Consider the following 17,155-nt stretch of genomic DNA (forward strand, 5'->3'; position numbering starts at 1 on the left):
CGACGCCAAGACCGGCGAAGTACTCGCGATGGCCAACGACGGCACCTTCAACGCGTCCAAGCCGCTGTCGGAACAAACGAAGGCCGAACTCGGCAACCCGGCCGTCACCTCGCCGTTCGAGCCGGGTTCGGTGAACAAGATCGTCACCGCCTCGGCCGCAGTCGAATACGGGCTGACCACGCCGAGCGAGGTGTTGCAGGTGCCCGGCAGCATCAACATGGCCGGAGTCACCGTGAACGACGCGTGGTCGCACGGCGTCGAGCCCTACACCACGGCGGGAATCTTCAGTAAGTCGTCCAACGTCGGAACCCTGATGCTGGCCAAGCGCGTCGGTGAACAACGATTCGCCGACATGGTCAAGCGTTTCGGGCTCGGGCAGCGGACCGGCGTCGGACTTCCGGCGGAGAGCGGTGGAGCGGTTCCCGCTCTGAGTCAGTGGTCGGGTGGTTCGTTTGCCAATCTGCCCATCGGGCAGGGTCTTTCGATGTCGCTCTTGCAGATGACGGCGATGTATCAGGCGATCGCCAACGACGGGCTCCGCGTGCCACCGCGCATTCTCGAGTCCGAGCAGCACGACGGCGGGAAGGTCGAAGACGCCGATCGGCCCGCTGGTATCCGAGTGGTCAGTCCGCAGACCGCGCACACGGTCCGCGACATGTTCCGCGGGGTGTTCCAGGAGGACCCGATGGGCGTGCAGTCGGGAACTGGCTACAAGGGCGCGGTCCCCGGCTACCAGATGTCGGGCAAGACGGGGACGGCCCAGCAAGTCGACCCGGCGTGCGGGTGCTACTCGAACTCGAGCTACAACATCACGTTCGCGGGCATTGCGCCCGCCGACAACCCACGCTTCGTGGTGGGCATCATGCTCGACAACCCCAAGCGGAGCTCCGACGGCAGCGGTGGACAGTCGGCGGCGCCGCTGTACGGAACGATCGCCTCGTGGATTTTACAGCGTCAGCAAGTGCCGCTGTCTCCTACACCCACGCCGTGGATCAAGCTCGAGGCGCGCTGATTTGCCGATGGGCGCGCCCTCACGAATTGCGCTGACGGTATCGTGAGTGCGTTCCGGAGAGTGGAGCATCCGCACACACCCGGGTTCGCGCCGCACCGGCACGAACACGCGACACCGATACCACTGCTGAGGGAGGCGATCGCATCATGGCGTCGAATCGCCGGTCCGCAGGACTGAACAGACCACTTCACGTCGAACCCACGGCCGTCTCCGTGCTCTCGACCGCCACCGGCGCACGCCTCGATCTGATCGGGACGGTGCCTGCCGACGCCGCCGTGTCCGGGGTGTCGTTGCGCGCGCAGGACATCGTCGCGGGCGACCTGTTCGCGGCGCTGCCGGGTGGCCGCACCCACGGTGCGCGGTTCGCGGCCGAAGCTCTCGAGCGGGGTGCGACGGCGATCCTCACCGACGCGGCCGGCCGCGCAGAACTCGGCCGGGTGCTTCCGCCCGACGCCGCGTGTGCGGTTCTCGTGCACGCCGACCCTCGCTCGGTCCTGGGCGGGGTGAGCTCACGGATCTACGGCAACCCATCGCAGCGCCTCAAGCTGATCGGCATCACCGGCACGTCCGGCAAGACGACGACGGCCTACATGGTCGAGGCCGCGATGATGGCTGCAGGCCACACCGTCGGATTGATCGGCACGGTCGAAACCCGCGTCGACGGTGTCGCTCAGGCGAGTGCTCTGACGACTCCCGAGGCGCCGACCCTGCAGGCGCTGCTGGCCGCGATGCTCGAGCGCGGCGTCGACGTCGTGGTCATGGAGGTGTCGAGTCACGCGTTGGCGCTGGGGCGCGTCGACGGAGCCCACTTCTCGATTGGCGCGTTCACCAATCTCTCGCAGGACCACCTCGACTTCCATCCGACGATGCGCGACTACTTCGAGGCCAAGTCACAACTGTTCGCGGCGGGATCACACACGCGGGCCGTGCGTTCGGTGGTGTGCGTCGACGACGACTGGGGTCGACGCATGCTCGACGTCGCGCGGCGAGGTGAGGCCATCGCGCCGATCACGGTCTCGACGACCGACATTCCGGCCGACTGGGATGCCGGACCGTCGACGATCGAATCCGACGGTGCACAACGCGTGGAGATCACCGACGCCGCCGGGATCGGCCACGATCTCACGCTTCGGCTGCCCGGCCGCTACAACGTCGCCAACGCCACGCTCGCGGTCGCGGTGGCGGTCGCAGCGGGTGTGCCCGTCACAACGGCGACGTCGGCGATCGCCGAGGTGTCGGTTCCCGGTCGGCTGCAGCGCATCGACAGGGGGCAGGACTTCCTCGCCATCGTCGACTACGCGCACAAACCGGGAGCGCTCGAAGCCGTGCTGGCCACCCTCGACGAGCAGGCGCGCGGACGCGTCGCCGTCGTCATCGGCGCAGGTGGCGACAGAGACAGCGCCAAGCGTCCACTGATGGGCGAGGTGGCCGCGCGTCGCGCAGACTTCGTCGTGATCACCGACGACAACCCGCGGACCGAGGACCCGGCCGCGATCCGCGCCGCTGTACTCGCGGGTGCGCACGCGGTGCCCGACAACGAGCGTCGAGAAGGCGTCGAGATCAGGGAGATCGGCGACCGCCGTAATGCGATTGAGACGGCTATCGCGTGGGCACGGCCCGGCGACATCGTGCTGGTGGCAGGTAAGGGCCACGAGGCAGGCCAGGAGATCGACGGCGTGAAGCACCCGTTCGACGACAGGGACGTCGTCGCCGAGGCGCTCGCGGGCGTCGTCGAGAACGCGTCGGGGGCCGCCCGATGAGTCCTGATGGTGGCCAAGAGGAACGACGCGTCGTCATCGTGCCTGCGGATGTGGAGACGGTGTCGCGTGCGATCCGCGAGCTCGTCTCCCGCGCACGGGATTCGTCTGAGCGTGTGCGCACCTGGGCGATCATCGGTGACATGGACACACGCGACGGTCTCACCGAGAACGAGCGCGTCGTCGAACACGACAGGGTCGGCCGACTCGCCGTGCGGCTCGCCGTCGACAAGACGCTGTGTGTCGGAGAGTCGCGCGCGGTCCGTGCTTTGCATCAGGGAGCCGTGATGGAGGGTTCCTGGGGCGACGAGGCGAGGTTGGTCGAGACGGTCGACGACGCGGCCGCGACGCTTGACACCGACGAGTGGCGCCCGGCGCCCGACGACATGGTGCTCGTCGCAGGCGTCGATCCGGCATTGGCTGATCTGGCGGCGGGATCGGGTACATGAGCTGCGTGGCCTGGATGGGGCTGGGGGAGATGACGAGACAGGAACGAGGAGAGCGACGAGTGACGGTCGGGCGAACTGAGGGAGGGATGCTGCGGTGACCCAGATCCTCATTGCGGGTGCCATCGCCGTTGCGGTGTCGATCCTGCTCACTCCGGTGCTCATCCGCGTGTTCTCCCGTCAGGGATTCGGGCAGGAGATCCGCGTCGAGGGGCCACAGAGCCACCAGACCAAGCGCGGCACCCCGTCGATGGGTGGCGTGGCCATCCTGATCGCGCTGTGGGCCGGCTACTTCGGGGCGCACATCGTCGGAGTGTTCACCCACGACGGGAACGGGCCGACAGCGTCCGGGCTGCTCGTCCTCGGTCTCGCGACCGCACTCGGCGGCGTCGGATTCCTCGACGACTTCATCAAGATCCGCAAGCACCGAAATCTGGGGCTCAACAAGACGGCCAAGTCGATCGGGCAGTTCCTCGCGGCGATTCTGTTCGGCGTGCTCGTCCTGGGCTTCCGCAACGACTCGGGCTACACGCCCGCGAGTCCGCATCTGTCCTACGTCCGCGACATCGACGCGATCTCGATGGTCTCCGTCGCGTTCGTGGTGTTCTGCTGGCTCGTCGTCGCGGCATGGTCGAATGCCGTCAACTTCACCGACGGCCTCGACGGTCTCGCCGCCGGGTCGATGGCGATGGTGCTGGGAACCTACGTGTTGGTGACGTTCTTCCAGTTCGTCAACGCCTGCTCGGGTGGCGCCAAGCCCGCCGCCGACATCCCTCGGGGCTGCTACCAGGTACGCGACCCGCTTGACCTCGCACTGATCGCGGTCGCCGGGGGCGGCGCGTGTCTCGGGTTCCTCTGGTGGAACGCGGCACCGGCCAAGATCTTCATGGGCGACACCGGTTCGTTGGCTCTCGGCGGTCTGCTCGCGGGACTGTCGATCACCACCCGCACCGAGCTTCTCGCGGTGGTCATCGGCGCGCTGTTCGTCGCTGAGATCATGTCGGTCGTCATCCAGATCGCGTTCTTCCGGACGACGGGTCGTCGCGTGTTCCGCATGGCGCCGTTCCATCACCACTTCGAACTCGGTGGCTGGGCGGAGACCACGGTGATCATCAGATTCTGGCTGCTCACAGCCATCGCGTGTGCGCTCGGGCTCTCGCTGTTCTACGGCGAGTTCCTCACGGTCAACGGCTGAGCGCGATGACCTCACCGTCGGAGCTGCATCTGAGCGGCAGACGCGTACTGGTCGCGGGCGCGGGCACAGCGGGGATGTCGGCGGCACGATTCCTCCTCGGCGTCGACGCCGAGGTCACGATCGCCGACGCGAGATTCGGTGGAGCCGAGAGGACGAGCGTTGTCGGGGCGGACGCCGCGCAGACCGCCGGTGCACGCCTCACCTCGATCGCCGATCTCCTCGCCGACGAGTCCTGGCCTGCGGCGACCGACCTCGTCATCGCTTCGCCGGGATTCTCGCCCACCAATCCACTGATGGTCGCCGCGGCCGAACACGAGATCCCCGTGTGGGGCGAGGTCGAGCTCGCGTGGCGGGTCGACCGTGCCGGACTGTTGGGCGCCCCGCGCACCTGGCTGGTCGTGACCGGAACCAATGGAAAGACGACGACGACGTCGATGTTGACCGACATCGTGATCGAGGGCGGTCGCGATGCCGCAGCGTGCGGCAACATCGGGTTGCCGGTGCTCGACGCGATGCAGACGCAACCGAGGGTCGACGTTCTGTGCGCCGAGCTGTCGTCGTTCCAGCTCCACTGGGCGCCGTCGATCACTCCCGACGCTGGTGTCGTGCTCAACATCGCCGACGATCACCTCGACTGGCACGGGTCGTTCGCCGCGTACGCGGCCGACAAGCAGATCGCGCTGCACGGCGACGTGGGTGTGGTCGGCCTCGACGACGCGGTCGCCGCGGATCTACCGGTGCCGGGACGGCGCGTCGGGTTCACCCTTGGCGAGCCCGCACCGGGTGAGCTCGGTGTCGTCGACGGCGAGCTGGTCGATCGGGCGTTCACGGCTGAGCAGGACGGCTCGTCCGGAGGTACTCCTCTGATCGCCGCCACGGCCATTCATCCCTCGGGTCCATCGGGAGTGTGCGACGCACTGGCCGCGGCAGCGTTGGCGCTGGCGATCGGCATCGCACCGTCGGCGATCGGGCGGTCGTTGAGCGCTTTTCGGCCCGCGGCACATCGGGGCGAGGTCGTCGTGACGATCGACGGCATCGACTTCGTCGACGATTCGAAAGCCACCAATCCGCACGCGGCTGCGGCGGCGATCGGTGCACACCGGCGCGTCGTGCTCATCGCTGGCGGGCTGTTGAAGGGCGCGTCGGTCGACGACATGATCACCGGCTCCGCGCATCGCCTGGCCGGAGTTGTCGCGATCGGGCGAGATCGGGACATCATTGTCGACGCGATTTCGCGACACGCCCCAGAAGTCCCAACAGTCACAGTATTCACAGGAGACGATGGCGGTGTGATTGCACAGCGCGCCCTCGGATCAGAGACGGGTCCGGCGCCGAGCGAGGGACAACCCTCATTCGGCGCCCCCGGGAACTCCGACGACCTCGCGACCGCGGTGATGAACCGTGCAGTCGCAGAGGCGTGGACGCTGGCCACGGCCGACGGTCCGCGCCCCGACGCAGTGCTTCTGGCACCTGCGGCGGCGTCGCTGGACATGTTTCCCGGATACGGACGACGGGGTGATGCCTTCACGGCCGCCGCGCGCTCGTTGCCGGGGAGCGCTCCCCGGGCGACGCAGCCGTGACGGCAACACGGGAAGCGGCGACACGCGCGGCGGCGACACAAGAGGCCGGGTCGACCGACACGACGAGCGTCGACGCCGAGAGTTCGGGTGCGTCGACCTCGCGCGCCTCGTCGAAGCGACGGACCGCGGCGAAGGCCCCACGCTTGCGCAGCGATGCTGCCGCGATCCCCGCCACCATCGTCGAGGGGATCCGCAATCTCCTCAGCCGGCCGCTGGCGTCCTACCATCTGATCCTGACGATGGCCGCGCTGATGACGTCGTTCGGTCTGATCATGGTGCTCTCGGCGTCGTCGGTGGAGGGCTATTCCGCAGACGGGTCGGCCTACGGCTTGTTCGCCAATCAGGTCATCTTCGTGGTGCTCGGTGCGGTCGTCTTCTACCTCACGTTGCGCATGCCGGTGCGATTCTTTCGTCGCATGGCGGTCCCGCTGATCGCCGCCACGACGATCATGTTGGCGCTCGTCCTCGTGCCGGGAATCGGCACACTCAGCCAGGGTGCGCGCCGCTGGTTCGACATCAACGGCCTCTCGGTGCAGCCCTCCGAGCTGGTCAAGGTCGCGCTGTGTGTCTGGGGTGCGCATCTGCTCGCGTCACGTCGGCGCGACAACGCGTCGCTGCGCGAGCTGCTCGTGCCTCTCGTGCCGGTCGGTCTGCTGATCTGCCTGCTGATCATTCTCGAGCCCAACCTCTCGACGACGATCACCATCGCGATCATCGTCGGTGCGCTGCTCTGGTTCGCAGGTCTGCCGATCAAGGTGTTCGCGGCGTTCGTCATCACCGGTGTCGGCATCGCCGTCGTCCTGGCGCTCGTGGAGAGCTACCGGTCGCAGCGCGTGATGAGCTTCCTAGGCGGCATCGACGATCCGCAAGGTGCCGGCTACCAGGCGCGGCAGGCGACGTTCGCGTTGGCAAACGGCGGCGTGTTCGGAGTCGGACTCGGTCAGAGCCGCGCCAAGTGGAATTACCTGCCCAACGCGCACAACGACTTCATCTTCGCGATCATCGGCGAGGAACTCGGGTTGATCGGCGGACTTCTTGTCGTCTTCCTGTTCGTCGTGTTGGCGTTCACCGGCTTCCGCATCGCTCACCGCTGCACCGACCCCTTCCTGCGGCTGATGACGTCGACCATCACGGTCCTGATCACCGCGCAGGCCTTCATCAACATCGGATACGTCATCGGGTTGCTGCCGGTGACCGGAATCCAGTTGCCGCTGTTGTCGGCGGGCGGTACGTCGACGTTGACGGTGTTGGCGATGCTCGGCCTGTTGGCCAATGCCGCGCGTCACGAGCCCGAGGCCGTCGCCGCATTGACGACCGGCCAGCGCAGTCGCGTCAGCCGCTGGTTCCGCTTGCCGACGCCCGTTGCCTACAAGCCGACCCGCGCCGAGAGCGCGCGGAATCGTCTCGACACGCGTGACCGCCGCGCACCGGCCGCGCCCGGTGGACGACGTTCTGCGACGCCCAATCGGGTACCCGCCTGGCGTCGCGCGATCGGCGTGCGCTTCTTCGGTGCCGCGCCGGAGCCGAGTCCATCCGTCGATCGACGCGGGGCACCTCGGTCGGGTCCGGTACGTCTCGACTACCGTGTCGGGTATTCAGGCCGCCAACAGCGTCGTGACGCCCGTGGGGACGAGCGACAGAACCCATCACGACGATCGTCAGAGTCCACTCGTGCAAGCCAATCCGCCCGTCGCGCGACGGGCAGGGGAGTGCCGGGTTCGACGCGAACAGGGTCAGCGACGGGGGCGTCGCGGTCGGACTCGGGGCGCTATTCCGGTCACACCGGGCGAGCTGACAAGATGTCGGGTGGGTCGCGGTGGTCGGGCAGCGGTCGCTGATCGTCCCGATGTGAGCAGAACAGATGTGAACGGAGTGCAGACCGTATGGGTCCGGACGAAACACGGGTCACGACAACCGACCACGGGGCTGCGGGAGGCAGTGACCGAAAGCTGTCGGTTGTGGTCGCCGGTGGCGGCACCGCCGGTCACATCGAACCGGCACTTGCGGTGGCGGATGCGGTGCACAGACTCGATCCCTCAGCACGGATCACCGCACTGGGCACCTCTCGTGGACTCGAGACGACGCTCGTTCCCGAACGCGGCTACGACCTCGCGCTGATCCCGCCCGTCCCGCTACCACGTAAGCCGGGCGTCGAACTCGCGAAGACACCCGCGCGGTTGCTGCGCTCGGTGCTCGCTACCCGCAAAGTCCTCGCCGACGTGAAGGCCGACGTCGTCGTCGGATTCGGCGGATACGTCTCGATGCCCGCCTACCTTGCGGCCAGGGCACATCTGCGGCCGAGTCGACGTCTGCCGATCGTGATCCACGAAGCCAATGCCAGTGCCGGTGTCGCGAACAAGGTCGGCGCCCGCTTCGCCGACGTCGTGATGGCAGCGGTCGACGGCTCTGGACTCGACGGCGCCGAGGTGGTCGGTATCCCGGTGCGTGGCGTCATCGCCGACCTCGACCGCAAAGGTCTACGCGCCAAGGCCCGCCACTACTTCGGCCTCGACGAGGACGCCCCGACCCTGCTCGTATTCGGCGGTTCGCAGGGGGCGCAACGACTCAACGAGGCGGTCGCGGGCGCTGCTGACGCGCTGGGGCGCGCCGGGATCGGTGTGTTGCACGCGTATGGACCCAAGAACACGATCGACCCGGTCTCTCCCGAGGGCGCTCCGCCGTATCGGGCCGTCGGATATCTCAAACGCATGGACCTCGCCTATGCGGCGGCCGATCTCGTGATGTGTCGGTCTGGCGCGATGACGGTTGCCGAGGTGTCGGCGACCGGGCTCCCCGCGATCTACGTGCCCCTCCCTCACGGCAACGGCGAACAGCGGCTCAACGCGCTGCCGGTCGTCGAAGCCGGTGGTGGGGTGCTGGTGGCCGATGACGAGGTCACCGCGGACTGGGTGGCCGCGGAGGTTCCCGCACTTCTCGGCGATCCGGAACGACTCGCCGCGATGTCCGCGTCCGCGTCCGGGACGGGCCACGGCGACGCCGCGAATGCGGTGGCACGTGCAGCCCTCGACCTCGCTGCGTCGCATAGGCCGTCCCGACGTCGGGCACGTGCCGCGCAGCGCGTCGAGGCGGCAGCGGCCGATGCGAGCGCACCGGCCGCGACCGCTGATCGAGCGTCGGATGCTCGCGATGAGGGCGCACGCAAACCAGGTGATCCCGATGACGGGGCGGCGTTTCATTCGACCGAAACGGCCCGCGAGCGGTGACAATCGACGATGTGACTCCCGCACACCCCGGATCCCCAGCACAGCCCGAGCCTGGAGCTGCCCGGCTGCCCGAAGAGCTCCGTAGAGTGCACATGGTCGGGATCGGCGGGGCCGGCATGTCTGGCCTGGCGCGCATTCTGCTGTCCCGAGGTGGTCAGGTGTCGGGATCGGATGCCAAGACCAGTCGCGGAATCATCGCGCTGCGTGCGCGTGGCGCCGAGATCACGATCGGTCACGACGCCGCCGCACTCGACGTGCTGCCCGGCGGTCCGACCGTCGTCGTCACGACGCACGCCGCAATACCCAAGACCAATCCGGAACTCGTCGCGGCACGCGAGCGTGGGATCCCGATCCTGTTGCGGCCCCACGTGCTCGCGGGACTGATGGCCGACCATCGCACGCTGCTCGTCGCCGGAACACACGGCAAGACGTCGACGACGTCGATGGCTGTCGTCGCGCTGCAGCACGCAGGCCTCGATCCGTCGTTCGCGATCGGCGGCGAGCTCAACGAATCGGGCACCAACGCCCATCACGGTAGCGGCGACGTATTCGTCGCGGAGGCCGACGAGAGCGACGGGTCGCTTCTCGAGTACGCCCCCGACATAGTCGTGATCACGAACATCGAAGTCGACCATCTGGACTTCTTCGGCAGCGTCGAAGCGTACGTCGCGGTGTTCGACGAGTTCACCAAGAAGATCCGGCCGGGCGGCACGCTCATCGTCTGCCTCGACGATCCGGGAACCGTGGCACTCGCGCAGCGACGCGCCTCCGAGCTGACCGCGCGCGGTGTCCGGGTGCTCGGGTACGGCACCGACGCCGACACGGTCTCGATCCCTGACGTCATCCCGGCGGCCACTCTGCTTTCGTGGGCGCCGCAGGGCAGTGGCGGGGTGGCCGATGTGAGGTTCACACAGCCGATTGCCGACACCGCTATCGAGGTTTCGATCACTCTCACGACCCCGGGAATCCACATGGCGCGTAACAGCCTTGGCGCGATCCTCGGTGCGGTATGCGCGGGCGGCGAGCTGGCCGAGGTCGTCGCGGGAGTCGAGGCGTTCGGCGGTGTCCGACGTCGCTTCGAATACAAGGGGAGTGCCGCGGGCGTCTCGGTATACGACGACTATGCGCACCACCCGACCGAGGTCGCCGCGGTGCTCGCCGCAGCACGGGGTGTCGTGGCGCGCGGAGTCGGCGACCACCCCCGCGATGCCGGCAACGGGCGGGTGATCGCCGTGTTCCAGCCCCATCTGTATTCGCGCACAGAAGAATTCGCGGAGGAGTTCGCCTCGGCTCTCGACGCCGCAGACGAAGTGATCGTCGCAGACGTCTACGGGGCGCGTGAGGCACCGATTCCCGGTGTGAGCGGTCGGAGTATCACAGACAGACTGACCGGGAACCACCGGTTCGTTCCAGATCTCTCGACGCTGGCCGGGCTCGTCGCTTCGATCACACAGCCCGGCGACATCGTGCTGACCCTCGGCGCCGGAGACATCACCATGCAGGGACCCGAAATCCTTGCCGCACTTGATGATAGCCGCGCGGCATCGCGGACCACGAGGGGAGGCGAGGGCACCTCGTGACCCGGTTCCTGCCGGAACGTCGAGGAGCGCGCATGCTGCTCGGGGTCGGTGCTGTGGTCATCGTCGTCGTGGGACTCGTTCTCGTCGCGTTCTTCACGCCGCTGATGTCGGTGCGCAGTACCACCGTCGAGGGTGCCAAAGGTGTGCAGACCGGCGAGATTCTCCACGCCGCCGACGTCGCGTCGGGGACACCGCTGCTACGCGTGGACACCCGCGTTGTCGCGCAGCGGATCGCGGCGATCCCATCGATCGAATCCGCGCGCGTACAGCGTGAATACCCGTCGTCGCTGTTGATCACGGTTGTCGAGCGGCAACCGACCGCCAGGGTGGTCGACGGCGACAAAGTACACGTCCTCGACCGCACCGGCGTCTCGTACCTGACCTACTCCACCAGAGGACTGCCCGGCGAGTACGCCGCACTTCCCGTGTTCACCACGCCCAACCCCGGACCAACGGATCCGACAACCGTCGCAGCCATGAAGGCAACTGCGGGACTACCCGACGACATCTCGGAGCAGGTGACGGCGATCGACGCATCCTCGCCCGTCGACATCGAGTTCACCCTCAAGGGCAACCGCAAGGTCGTCTGGGGCGATTCGGCCAGAGGCGACGAGAAGGCGCGGACCCTCGGATACCTGCTGCCGCGCAAGGCCTCCGAGTACAACGTGTCGAGTCCGGACTTCCCGGCTGTGAAATAGGCGTCGGCTCCGCCGTCGCGGGCCGGCGAGGTCTAGCACCGTGCCCTTCTCCTCATGGCATCGTCGCTGCGCTCCGCGCTCTTCGTCGTGCAGGCACGGCGCGCTCGCCGGCGGGGTGTAGTTCGACGGGTGGAGTGGTTGCGTCGTCGCCCTCGTTGATCGAGCTGATCCCTCGTTGATCGAGCTTGTCGAGATCACCCACCAGGCCGAGCCCTCCGCGAGCCACAAGGCGTCGGCGGAGTGGTGCGCCGTCGCGTTCTGGACGACGAGCGAGCGCGGAGCGCAGCGACGATGCGAGGGAGGAGGAAGAACGCGACTAGGGGCGCACCGCGCAGCCGCGCCAAAAACACAGCGACGATGCGAGGGTGGAGGAAGAACGCGACTAGGGCGCACCGCGCAGCCGCGCCAAAAACACAGCGACGATGCGAGAGAGGAGGAAGAACGCGACTAGAGGCGCACCACGCAGCCGCGCCAAAAAACACAGCGACACGCCGCGCCGCCTGCTGGCTCCGGGGGCAGTGGGTGCATAGCGTTCTTGGCAACAGACCACTTGACATAACTCTAAATCTATGGTTCAGGTTTAGGGTTTTGGATCGATAAGGAAGGCGAGCGCCATGACGCCACCGCACAACTACCTGGCCGTGATCAAGGTCGTCGGCATCGGCGGCGGCGGCGTGAACGCCGTCAACCGAATGATCGAGCAGGGCCTCAAGGGCGTGGAGTTCATCGCCATCAACACCGACGCGCAGGCGTTGCTGATGAGTGATGCCGACGTCAAGCTCGACGTGGGCCGTGATTCGACGCGCGGCCTCGGAGCAGGCGCCGACCCCGAGGTCGGCCGTCGGGCCGCCGAGGACGCACGCGATGAGATCGAAGAGCTCCTCAAGGGCGCCGACATGGTTTTCGTGACCGCGGGCGAGGGCGGCGGCACCGGCACCGGAGGTGCGCCGGTGGTCGCGTCGATCGCACGCAAGCTGGGTGCCCTGACCGTCGGTGTCGTCACCCGACCCTTCGGCTTCGAGGGCAAGCGTCGCGGAGGACAGGCAGAGGCCGGTATCACCGCCCTGCGCGAGTCCTGCGACACCCTCATCGTCATCCCCAACGACCGCCTTCTGCAGTTGGGCGATGCCCAGGTCAGCCTCATGGACGCCTTCCGCAGCGCCGACGAGGTACTCCTCAACGGCGTGCAGGGCATCACGGATCTGATCACTACCCCCGGCCTGATCAACGTCGACTTCGCCGACGTCAAAGGCGTCATGAGCGACGCAGGTTCGGCGCTCATGGGCATCGGGTCGTCGCGTGGTGAGGAGCGTGCACGCAAGGCGGCCGAGGCTGCGATCAACTCGCCGCTGCTCGAGTCGTCGATGGAGGGCGCGCGTGGTGTGCTGATGTCCATCGCCGGTGGTAGCGACCTGGGTCTCTTCGAGATCCACAACGCCGCGACGCAGGTGCAGGAAGCCGCACACGAGGACGCCAACATCATCTTCGGCACGGTCATCGACGACAACCTCGGCGACGAGGTGCGCGTCACGGTCATCGCGGCAGGATTCGACGGCGGTACCCCGCGCAAGCGCACCGACGCCCCCGCGGCCGTCGGCAAGACGGCCGTCGGAGCTGGCCAGGCGGGCACCGTGAACCCCGCGGAGAAGACCGACCCGCTCTTCGGGAAGATGCCGCAGGAGGGCGCTGGTGACCCGTTCGCCGATCGCCAGGCGTCGCCGCCCCGTCGCAACAGCGTCACGCTCGACGACGATGACGTCGACGTGCCGTCGTTCATGAAGCGCTGACGAACGTGAGCGGGCCGATCACGCCCCGGGTGCGTCGTGTGGTGACCACCCGGGACGGCGGTGTGTCGAAACCGCCCTACGACTCGTTCAATCTGGGCGATCATGTCGGCGACGACCCGGATGCCGTCGCGGCGAACAGGTCTCGGCTCGCGTCGCAGTTGGGTCTCGCCGCCGACCGCGTCGTCTGGATGGAACAGATTCACAGTCGCAACGTCACAGTGGTCGACGCTCCTGTCGGCCACGCCGTCGAGGCCACCGACGCGCTGGTGACGACGACGCCAGGGCTTGCGCTGGCGGTTCTCAGTGCCGACTGTGTGCCGGTTCTGTTGAGCGACGACGAGGCGGGTGTGATCGCCGGAGTACATGCCGGACGGGTGGGAGCGCGCATCGGGATCGTCCCGGAAACGCTGCGCGTGATGATTTCGTTGGGTGCGCGCCCCGAGCGGATCGGCGCATTTCTCGGACCTGCCGCGTGTGGACGCCAATACGAGGTTCCCGCTGCGATGCAGCGCGACGTCGAAGAGCATCTACCGGGCAGTGCCTGTTTGACCGACAAGCGCACCCCGGGACTCGATCTTCGGGCTGGATTGCGTCGGCAACTGCTTGCGCTGGGTGTCGCCGCGGTGGCAGAGGATCCGCGGTGCACGATCGAAGACGCGCACCTTTTCAGTCACCGACGCGGCGCGCCGACGGGCAGGCTCGCATCGGTCATCTGGATCGACCCGAGTCCCGAGTCGTGATGACTGCACACGACGATGAGCGCACGGCCCAACTGTCGGAGTCGCTGTCGGCTGTGCGCACACGTCTCGACGCCGCGGTCGATGCTGCTGGGCGACGACGAGGTGACGTGGAGTTGCTCGTCGTGACCAAGTTCTTCCCAGCCGAAGATGTCGCGCGATTGATCACGTTGGGCGAGAAGGACTTCGGCGAGTCGCGGGAGCCTGAGGCGAGCCGCAAAATCGACGAACTGCGCGCGGATGCGGGTGGCGATCTCGGCGACGTCGCATTCGACATGATCGGTTCGGTGCAGACCAAGAAGGCGCGCACCGTCGCCCGATGGGCACGTGCGGTGCATTCGGTCGACCGCGACAAACTCATCGATCATCTGGCGACAGCAAGTAGGTCCGCCCTCGACGACGGTGAGCGGGGCACGCCGCTGGGGATCTATCTCCAACTGAGCCTCGACGGCGATCCCACCAGGGGTGGAGCGCTTGAGGAAGAGCTTCCCGAGTTGGCCGACAGGGTCGAGGCGAGCGACTCGCTGGCGCTGCGCGGGCTGATGGTGATCGCGCCGCTCGACGGCGACGTCGACGAGTGGATGGCACGAACGGCGCAGGCGCACGAACGGTTTCGGACCCGGTTTCCCCAGGCGACCGGACTCTCGGCGGGTATGTCGTCGGATCTCGAAAGTGCCGTCGCACATGGATCGACATGCGTGCGTGTCGGTACCGCAATCATGGGTCCGCGGCCGTTAATCTCTCACTAGTCACATTGGTCACATGCGAACCAACGAGAACAAACTCCACACTGACAACACTCGCGAACCCGCCGCGGGTGTCGGATGACCAGAGAGGCCCCTCACATGACCACGATGCAGAAGTTCAAGGCATATTTCGGCATGGTGCCTCCGAGCGAGTACGAGGACGACTACTTCGACGAGCCCGGACCGGGTCCGGTGCGGTCGATGTCGCGTGAGCGCGTGTACCGCGACGACTACTACGGCGAGGCTCCGCTGCGTGACGGCTACGGGGATTCCTACGCAGACCCCGGCTACCGCGAGGCTGCCGACGCAGGCTACGACGAGCGACGATTCGGACCAGGCTTCGATTCGGCACCCGGCTACGAGCAGGGGTACCAGGGCGACTACACCTACGCGGGTCCGCGACACTCCGAGCCGGTCGAGCGTCCCCGCCCGGTCTCGCGCCTCGAGCCGCTGCAGCGGTCGAGTGCGGCCCCGCACCGCGCCGCAGCGGTGTCGGCCTCTGCGAGTCCCGATCTCGAGCAGGTCTTCGCCGACGGTCCGCTGCACAAGATCACGACGCTGCGCCCCGCCGACTACAGCGAAGCACGCACGATCGGCGAGCGGTTCCGTGACGGCAACCCGGTCATCATGGATCTCGTCGACATGAGCAACGACGACGCGAAGCGCCTCGTCGACTTCGCGGCCGGTCTCGCCTTCGCGCTGCGTGGCTCGTTCGACAAAGTCGCCACGAAGGTGTTTCTCCTCTCACCGGCCGACATCGACGTCTCTGCGGAGGATCGCAAGAAGATCGCCGCGACAGGCTTCTACAACCACGGCTGACATCGACGTATTCGGCGGGCGAATCGCACTCGGTTCGCCCGCCGATGCTCGTTCGGCCCCCACATCTGCTCGCGCGCACCAGGTCAGCGGTACCTGGGGTGCAGCGCGCCCGACATATCAGGCACTCTTGACTCGTGGCGATACTGTTCGAAGTCCTCTACATCGTGCTGTTCATCTACTGGCTGCTCCTGCTTGCACGCCTCGTCATCGAATTGGTGCGCACCTTCGCGCGTGAATGGCGACCGAGGGGTATTGCAGTTGTGATCATCGAGGCGGTATTCACTGTCACCGACCCGCCGATCAAGGCGCTTAGGCGCATACTGCCTCCGATTCCGCTCGGTCCGGTTCGGCTCGATCTCTCGCTGATGATCGTGATGATCGTCGTACTCATCCTCATGTCGGTCATGCGAGGGCTGGCCAACAATGCAGCGGCCTCGGCGCTGGCGAGCGCACTCCTCTGACCAGCTGATCGGAGCTCGGGCGCTCGGTGAACGTCGGTTGAACACGATCCGACGTCATGATCCGACTGCCGCTCGTCGAGCCGATGTTCTACCGTTGAGTGTCATCATCGAGTGACTGTTGCATTGCAGGACGGCATCGAACATATGCGACAAGCGGTTCAGATGTGACAGGATGAGACGCCAGTTACGGATTTTGACTGGTATGAATATTGAGTGACAGTCTGTACACATAGGCTGTGACGTATCCGCCCAACTGAAGACCAAGCTCGGACGACACCAAGCTCGAGCCGACCCAACGCTCTAACGACAATGAGGGGAACCGACATGCGGCTGACACCAGCTGATGTGCACAACGTCGCGTTCAGCAAACCGCCGATCGGTAAGCGCGGCTACAACGAGGACGAGGTCGATCAGTTCCTCGACTTCGTCGAAGCCGAGCTCGCTCGCCTGATCGAAGAGAACAGCGACCTCAAGCAGCGCGTCGAAGAGCTCGAGGGTGAGCTCGCCGACGCCAAGTCCGGCAGTGGGACCGCCGACGCATCCTCGTCGTCCGACTCGACACCGACGACCGATGATTCGACACAGGTGTCCGACGACGACTCGAACATCCGAGCTGCTCGGGTTCTCGCTCTCGCGCAGGACACCGCCGATCGCCTGACGGGTTCGGCTCGCCAGGAAGCCGACACGTTGCTCGCGGATGCCCGTTCGCGCGCGGACGCCATGGTGTCCGAGGCGCAGACGAAGTCCGACGCTCTGCTGAACGATTCGCGTCAGCGGGCCGAAGCAATCCTCGCCGACTCGCAGACGAGGTCGGAGGCTCAGCTGCGTCAGGCGCAGGAACGTGCCGACGCGCTGCAGAGCGACGCCGAGCGTAAGCACAGCGAGATCATGGGCACCATCAACCAGCAGCGCGGCGTCCTCGAGGGACGTATCGAGCAGCTCAAGACGTTCGAGCGTGAGTACCGCACACGCCTCAAGACCTATCTCGAGTCCCAGCTCGAAGAGCTACAGCAGCGCGGCAGTGCCGCGCCTGTCGAGAACGGGCGCTCCGATCAGTCCTTCTCGTCGGATCCCGGTAACGGCGGCTTCAGCAGCTACTCGCAGAGCTGATCG

General features: G+C 66.8%; 15 protein-coding genes. All 15 read left to right on the forward strand.

All coding sequences use genetic code 11. From position 1 onward, the window contains the following. Positions 1 to 1,012, forward strand: a 1,012-nt coding sequence (locus B3T59_RS00800) for a peptidoglycan D,D-transpeptidase FtsI family protein (RefSeq protein ID WP_287001268.1), incomplete at its 5' end; no start/stop codon positions are given. Positions 1,013 to 1,158: 146 nt separating this feature from the next. After that, the gene (locus B3T59_RS00805) at positions 1,159 to 2,772 is read left to right on the forward strand and encodes a UDP-N-acetylmuramoyl-L-alanyl-D-glutamate--2,6-diaminopimelate ligase (RefSeq protein ID WP_251722504.1); all 1,614 of its coding nucleotides are present in this window, start codon (positions 1,159 to 1,161) and stop codon (positions 2,770 to 2,772) included. Next, positions 2,769 to 3,218, forward strand: a complete 450-nt coding sequence (locus tag B3T59_RS00810; protein ID WP_251722505.1) for a UDP-N-acetylmuramoyl-tripeptide--D-alanyl-D-alanine ligase — start codon at positions 2,769 to 2,771, stop codon at positions 3,216 to 3,218. The genes B3T59_RS00805 and B3T59_RS00810 overlap by 4 nt, the downstream gene beginning before the upstream one ends. A gap of 94 nt (positions 3,219 to 3,312) precedes the next feature. Then, a complete protein-coding gene (gene mraY / locus B3T59_RS00815; RefSeq protein WP_005205603.1) occupies positions 3,313 to 4,410 on the forward strand; it encodes a phospho-N-acetylmuramoyl-pentapeptide-transferase in 1,098 nt (365 codons plus the stop codon). Positions 4,411 to 4,415: 5 nt separating this feature from the next. After that, the gene (murD, locus tag B3T59_RS00820) at positions 4,416 to 5,990 is read left to right on the forward strand and encodes a UDP-N-acetylmuramoyl-L-alanine--D-glutamate ligase (RefSeq protein WP_251722506.1); all 1,575 of its coding nucleotides are present in this window, start codon (positions 4,416 to 4,418) and stop codon (positions 5,988 to 5,990) included. Next, entirely contained in the window at positions 5,987 to 7,828 is a 1,842-nt protein-coding gene (gene ftsW, locus B3T59_RS00825) for a putative lipid II flippase FtsW (RefSeq protein ID WP_251722507.1), read from the forward strand. The genes murD and ftsW overlap by 4 nt, the downstream gene beginning before the upstream one ends. A gap of 45 nt (positions 7,829 to 7,873) precedes the next feature. Continuing rightward, entirely contained in the window at positions 7,874 to 9,214 is a 1,341-nt protein-coding gene (murG, locus tag B3T59_RS00830) for an undecaprenyldiphospho-muramoylpentapeptide beta-N-acetylglucosaminyltransferase (RefSeq protein WP_251722508.1), read from the forward strand. Positions 9,215 to 9,306: 92 nt separating this feature from the next. After that, entirely contained in the window at positions 9,307 to 10,794 is a 1,488-nt protein-coding gene (murC, locus tag B3T59_RS00835) for a UDP-N-acetylmuramate--L-alanine ligase (protein WP_287001279.1), read from the forward strand. A gap of 32 nt (positions 10,795 to 10,826) precedes the next feature. Next, positions 10,827 to 11,492: a cell division protein FtsQ/DivIB gene (locus tag B3T59_RS00840; protein ID WP_251722509.1), complete on the forward strand. Its 666-nt coding sequence runs from the start codon at positions 10,827 to 10,829 to the stop codon at positions 11,490 to 11,492. Positions 11,493 to 12,106: 614 nt separating this feature from the next. Further along, positions 12,107 to 13,279 carry a cell division protein FtsZ gene (gene ftsZ, locus B3T59_RS00845; protein ID WP_005205614.1) on the forward strand — a complete coding sequence of 391 codons (1,173 nt, stop codon included), beginning with the start codon at positions 12,107 to 12,109 and terminating at the stop codon, positions 13,277 to 13,279. 29 nt (positions 13,280 to 13,308) lie between these two features. Continuing rightward, a complete protein-coding gene (gene pgeF, locus B3T59_RS00850) occupies positions 13,309 to 14,019 on the forward strand; it encodes a peptidoglycan editing factor PgeF (protein ID WP_197494586.1) in 711 nt (236 codons plus the stop codon). Beyond that, positions 14,019 to 14,765, forward strand: coding sequence for a YggS family pyridoxal phosphate-dependent enzyme (locus B3T59_RS00855; protein ID WP_064863588.1), 747 nt, complete (start codon positions 14,019 to 14,021; stop codon positions 14,763 to 14,765). Before pgeF ends, B3T59_RS00855 begins: the two co-directional genes overlap by 1 nt. A gap of 96 nt (positions 14,766 to 14,861) precedes the next feature. Further along, entirely contained in the window at positions 14,862 to 15,581 is a 720-nt protein-coding gene (locus tag B3T59_RS00860; RefSeq protein WP_064863587.1) for a cell division protein SepF, read from the forward strand. A gap of 134 nt (positions 15,582 to 15,715) precedes the next feature. After that, positions 15,716 to 16,042, forward strand: coding sequence for a YggT family protein (locus B3T59_RS00865; RefSeq protein ID WP_064863586.1), 327 nt, complete (start codon positions 15,716 to 15,718; stop codon positions 16,040 to 16,042). Between the two features lie 324 nt (positions 16,043 to 16,366). Continuing rightward, complete coding sequence (locus B3T59_RS00870; RefSeq protein ID WP_064863600.1) at positions 16,367 to 17,152, forward strand: DivIVA domain-containing protein; 786 nt, start codon at positions 16,367 to 16,369, stop codon at positions 17,150 to 17,152. Positions 17,153 to 17,155 lie beyond the last annotated feature (3 nt).

This window comes from Gordonia sp. UBA7860 (assembly GCF_002500165.1).
Lineage (GTDB): Bacteria > Actinomycetota > Actinomycetes > Mycobacteriales > Mycobacteriaceae > Gordonia > Gordonia sputi.

Coding starts and splice junctions, on each gene's coding strand:
- B3T59_RS00855 (WP_064863588.1), top strand. CDS start 14,019: ATGACTGCACACGACGATGAGCGCACGGCCCAACTGTCGGAGTCGCTG.
- B3T59_RS00805 (WP_251722504.1), top strand. CDS start 1,159: ATGGCGTCGAATCGCCGGTCCGCAGGACTGAACAGACCACTTCACGTC.
- murG (WP_251722508.1), top strand. CDS start 7,874: ATGGGTCCGGACGAAACACGGGTCACGACAACCGACCACGGGGCTGCG.
- ftsZ (WP_005205614.1), top strand. CDS start 12,107: ATGACGCCACCGCACAACTACCTGGCCGTGATCAAGGTCGTCGGCATC.
- B3T59_RS00870 (WP_064863600.1), top strand. CDS start 16,367: ATGCGGCTGACACCAGCTGATGTGCACAACGTCGCGTTCAGCAAACCG.
- B3T59_RS00810 (WP_251722505.1), top strand. CDS start 2,769: ATGAGTCCTGATGGTGGCCAAGAGGAACGACGCGTCGTCATCGTGCCT.
- murC (WP_287001279.1), top strand. CDS start 9,307: ATGGTCGGGATCGGCGGGGCCGGCATGTCTGGCCTGGCGCGCATTCTG.
- B3T59_RS00860 (WP_064863587.1), top strand. CDS start 14,862: ATGACCACGATGCAGAAGTTCAAGGCATATTTCGGCATGGTGCCTCCG.
- B3T59_RS00840 (WP_251722509.1), top strand. CDS start 10,827: ATGCTGCTCGGGGTCGGTGCTGTGGTCATCGTCGTCGTGGGACTCGTT.
- murD (WP_251722506.1), top strand. CDS start 4,416: ATGACCTCACCGTCGGAGCTGCATCTGAGCGGCAGACGCGTACTGGTC.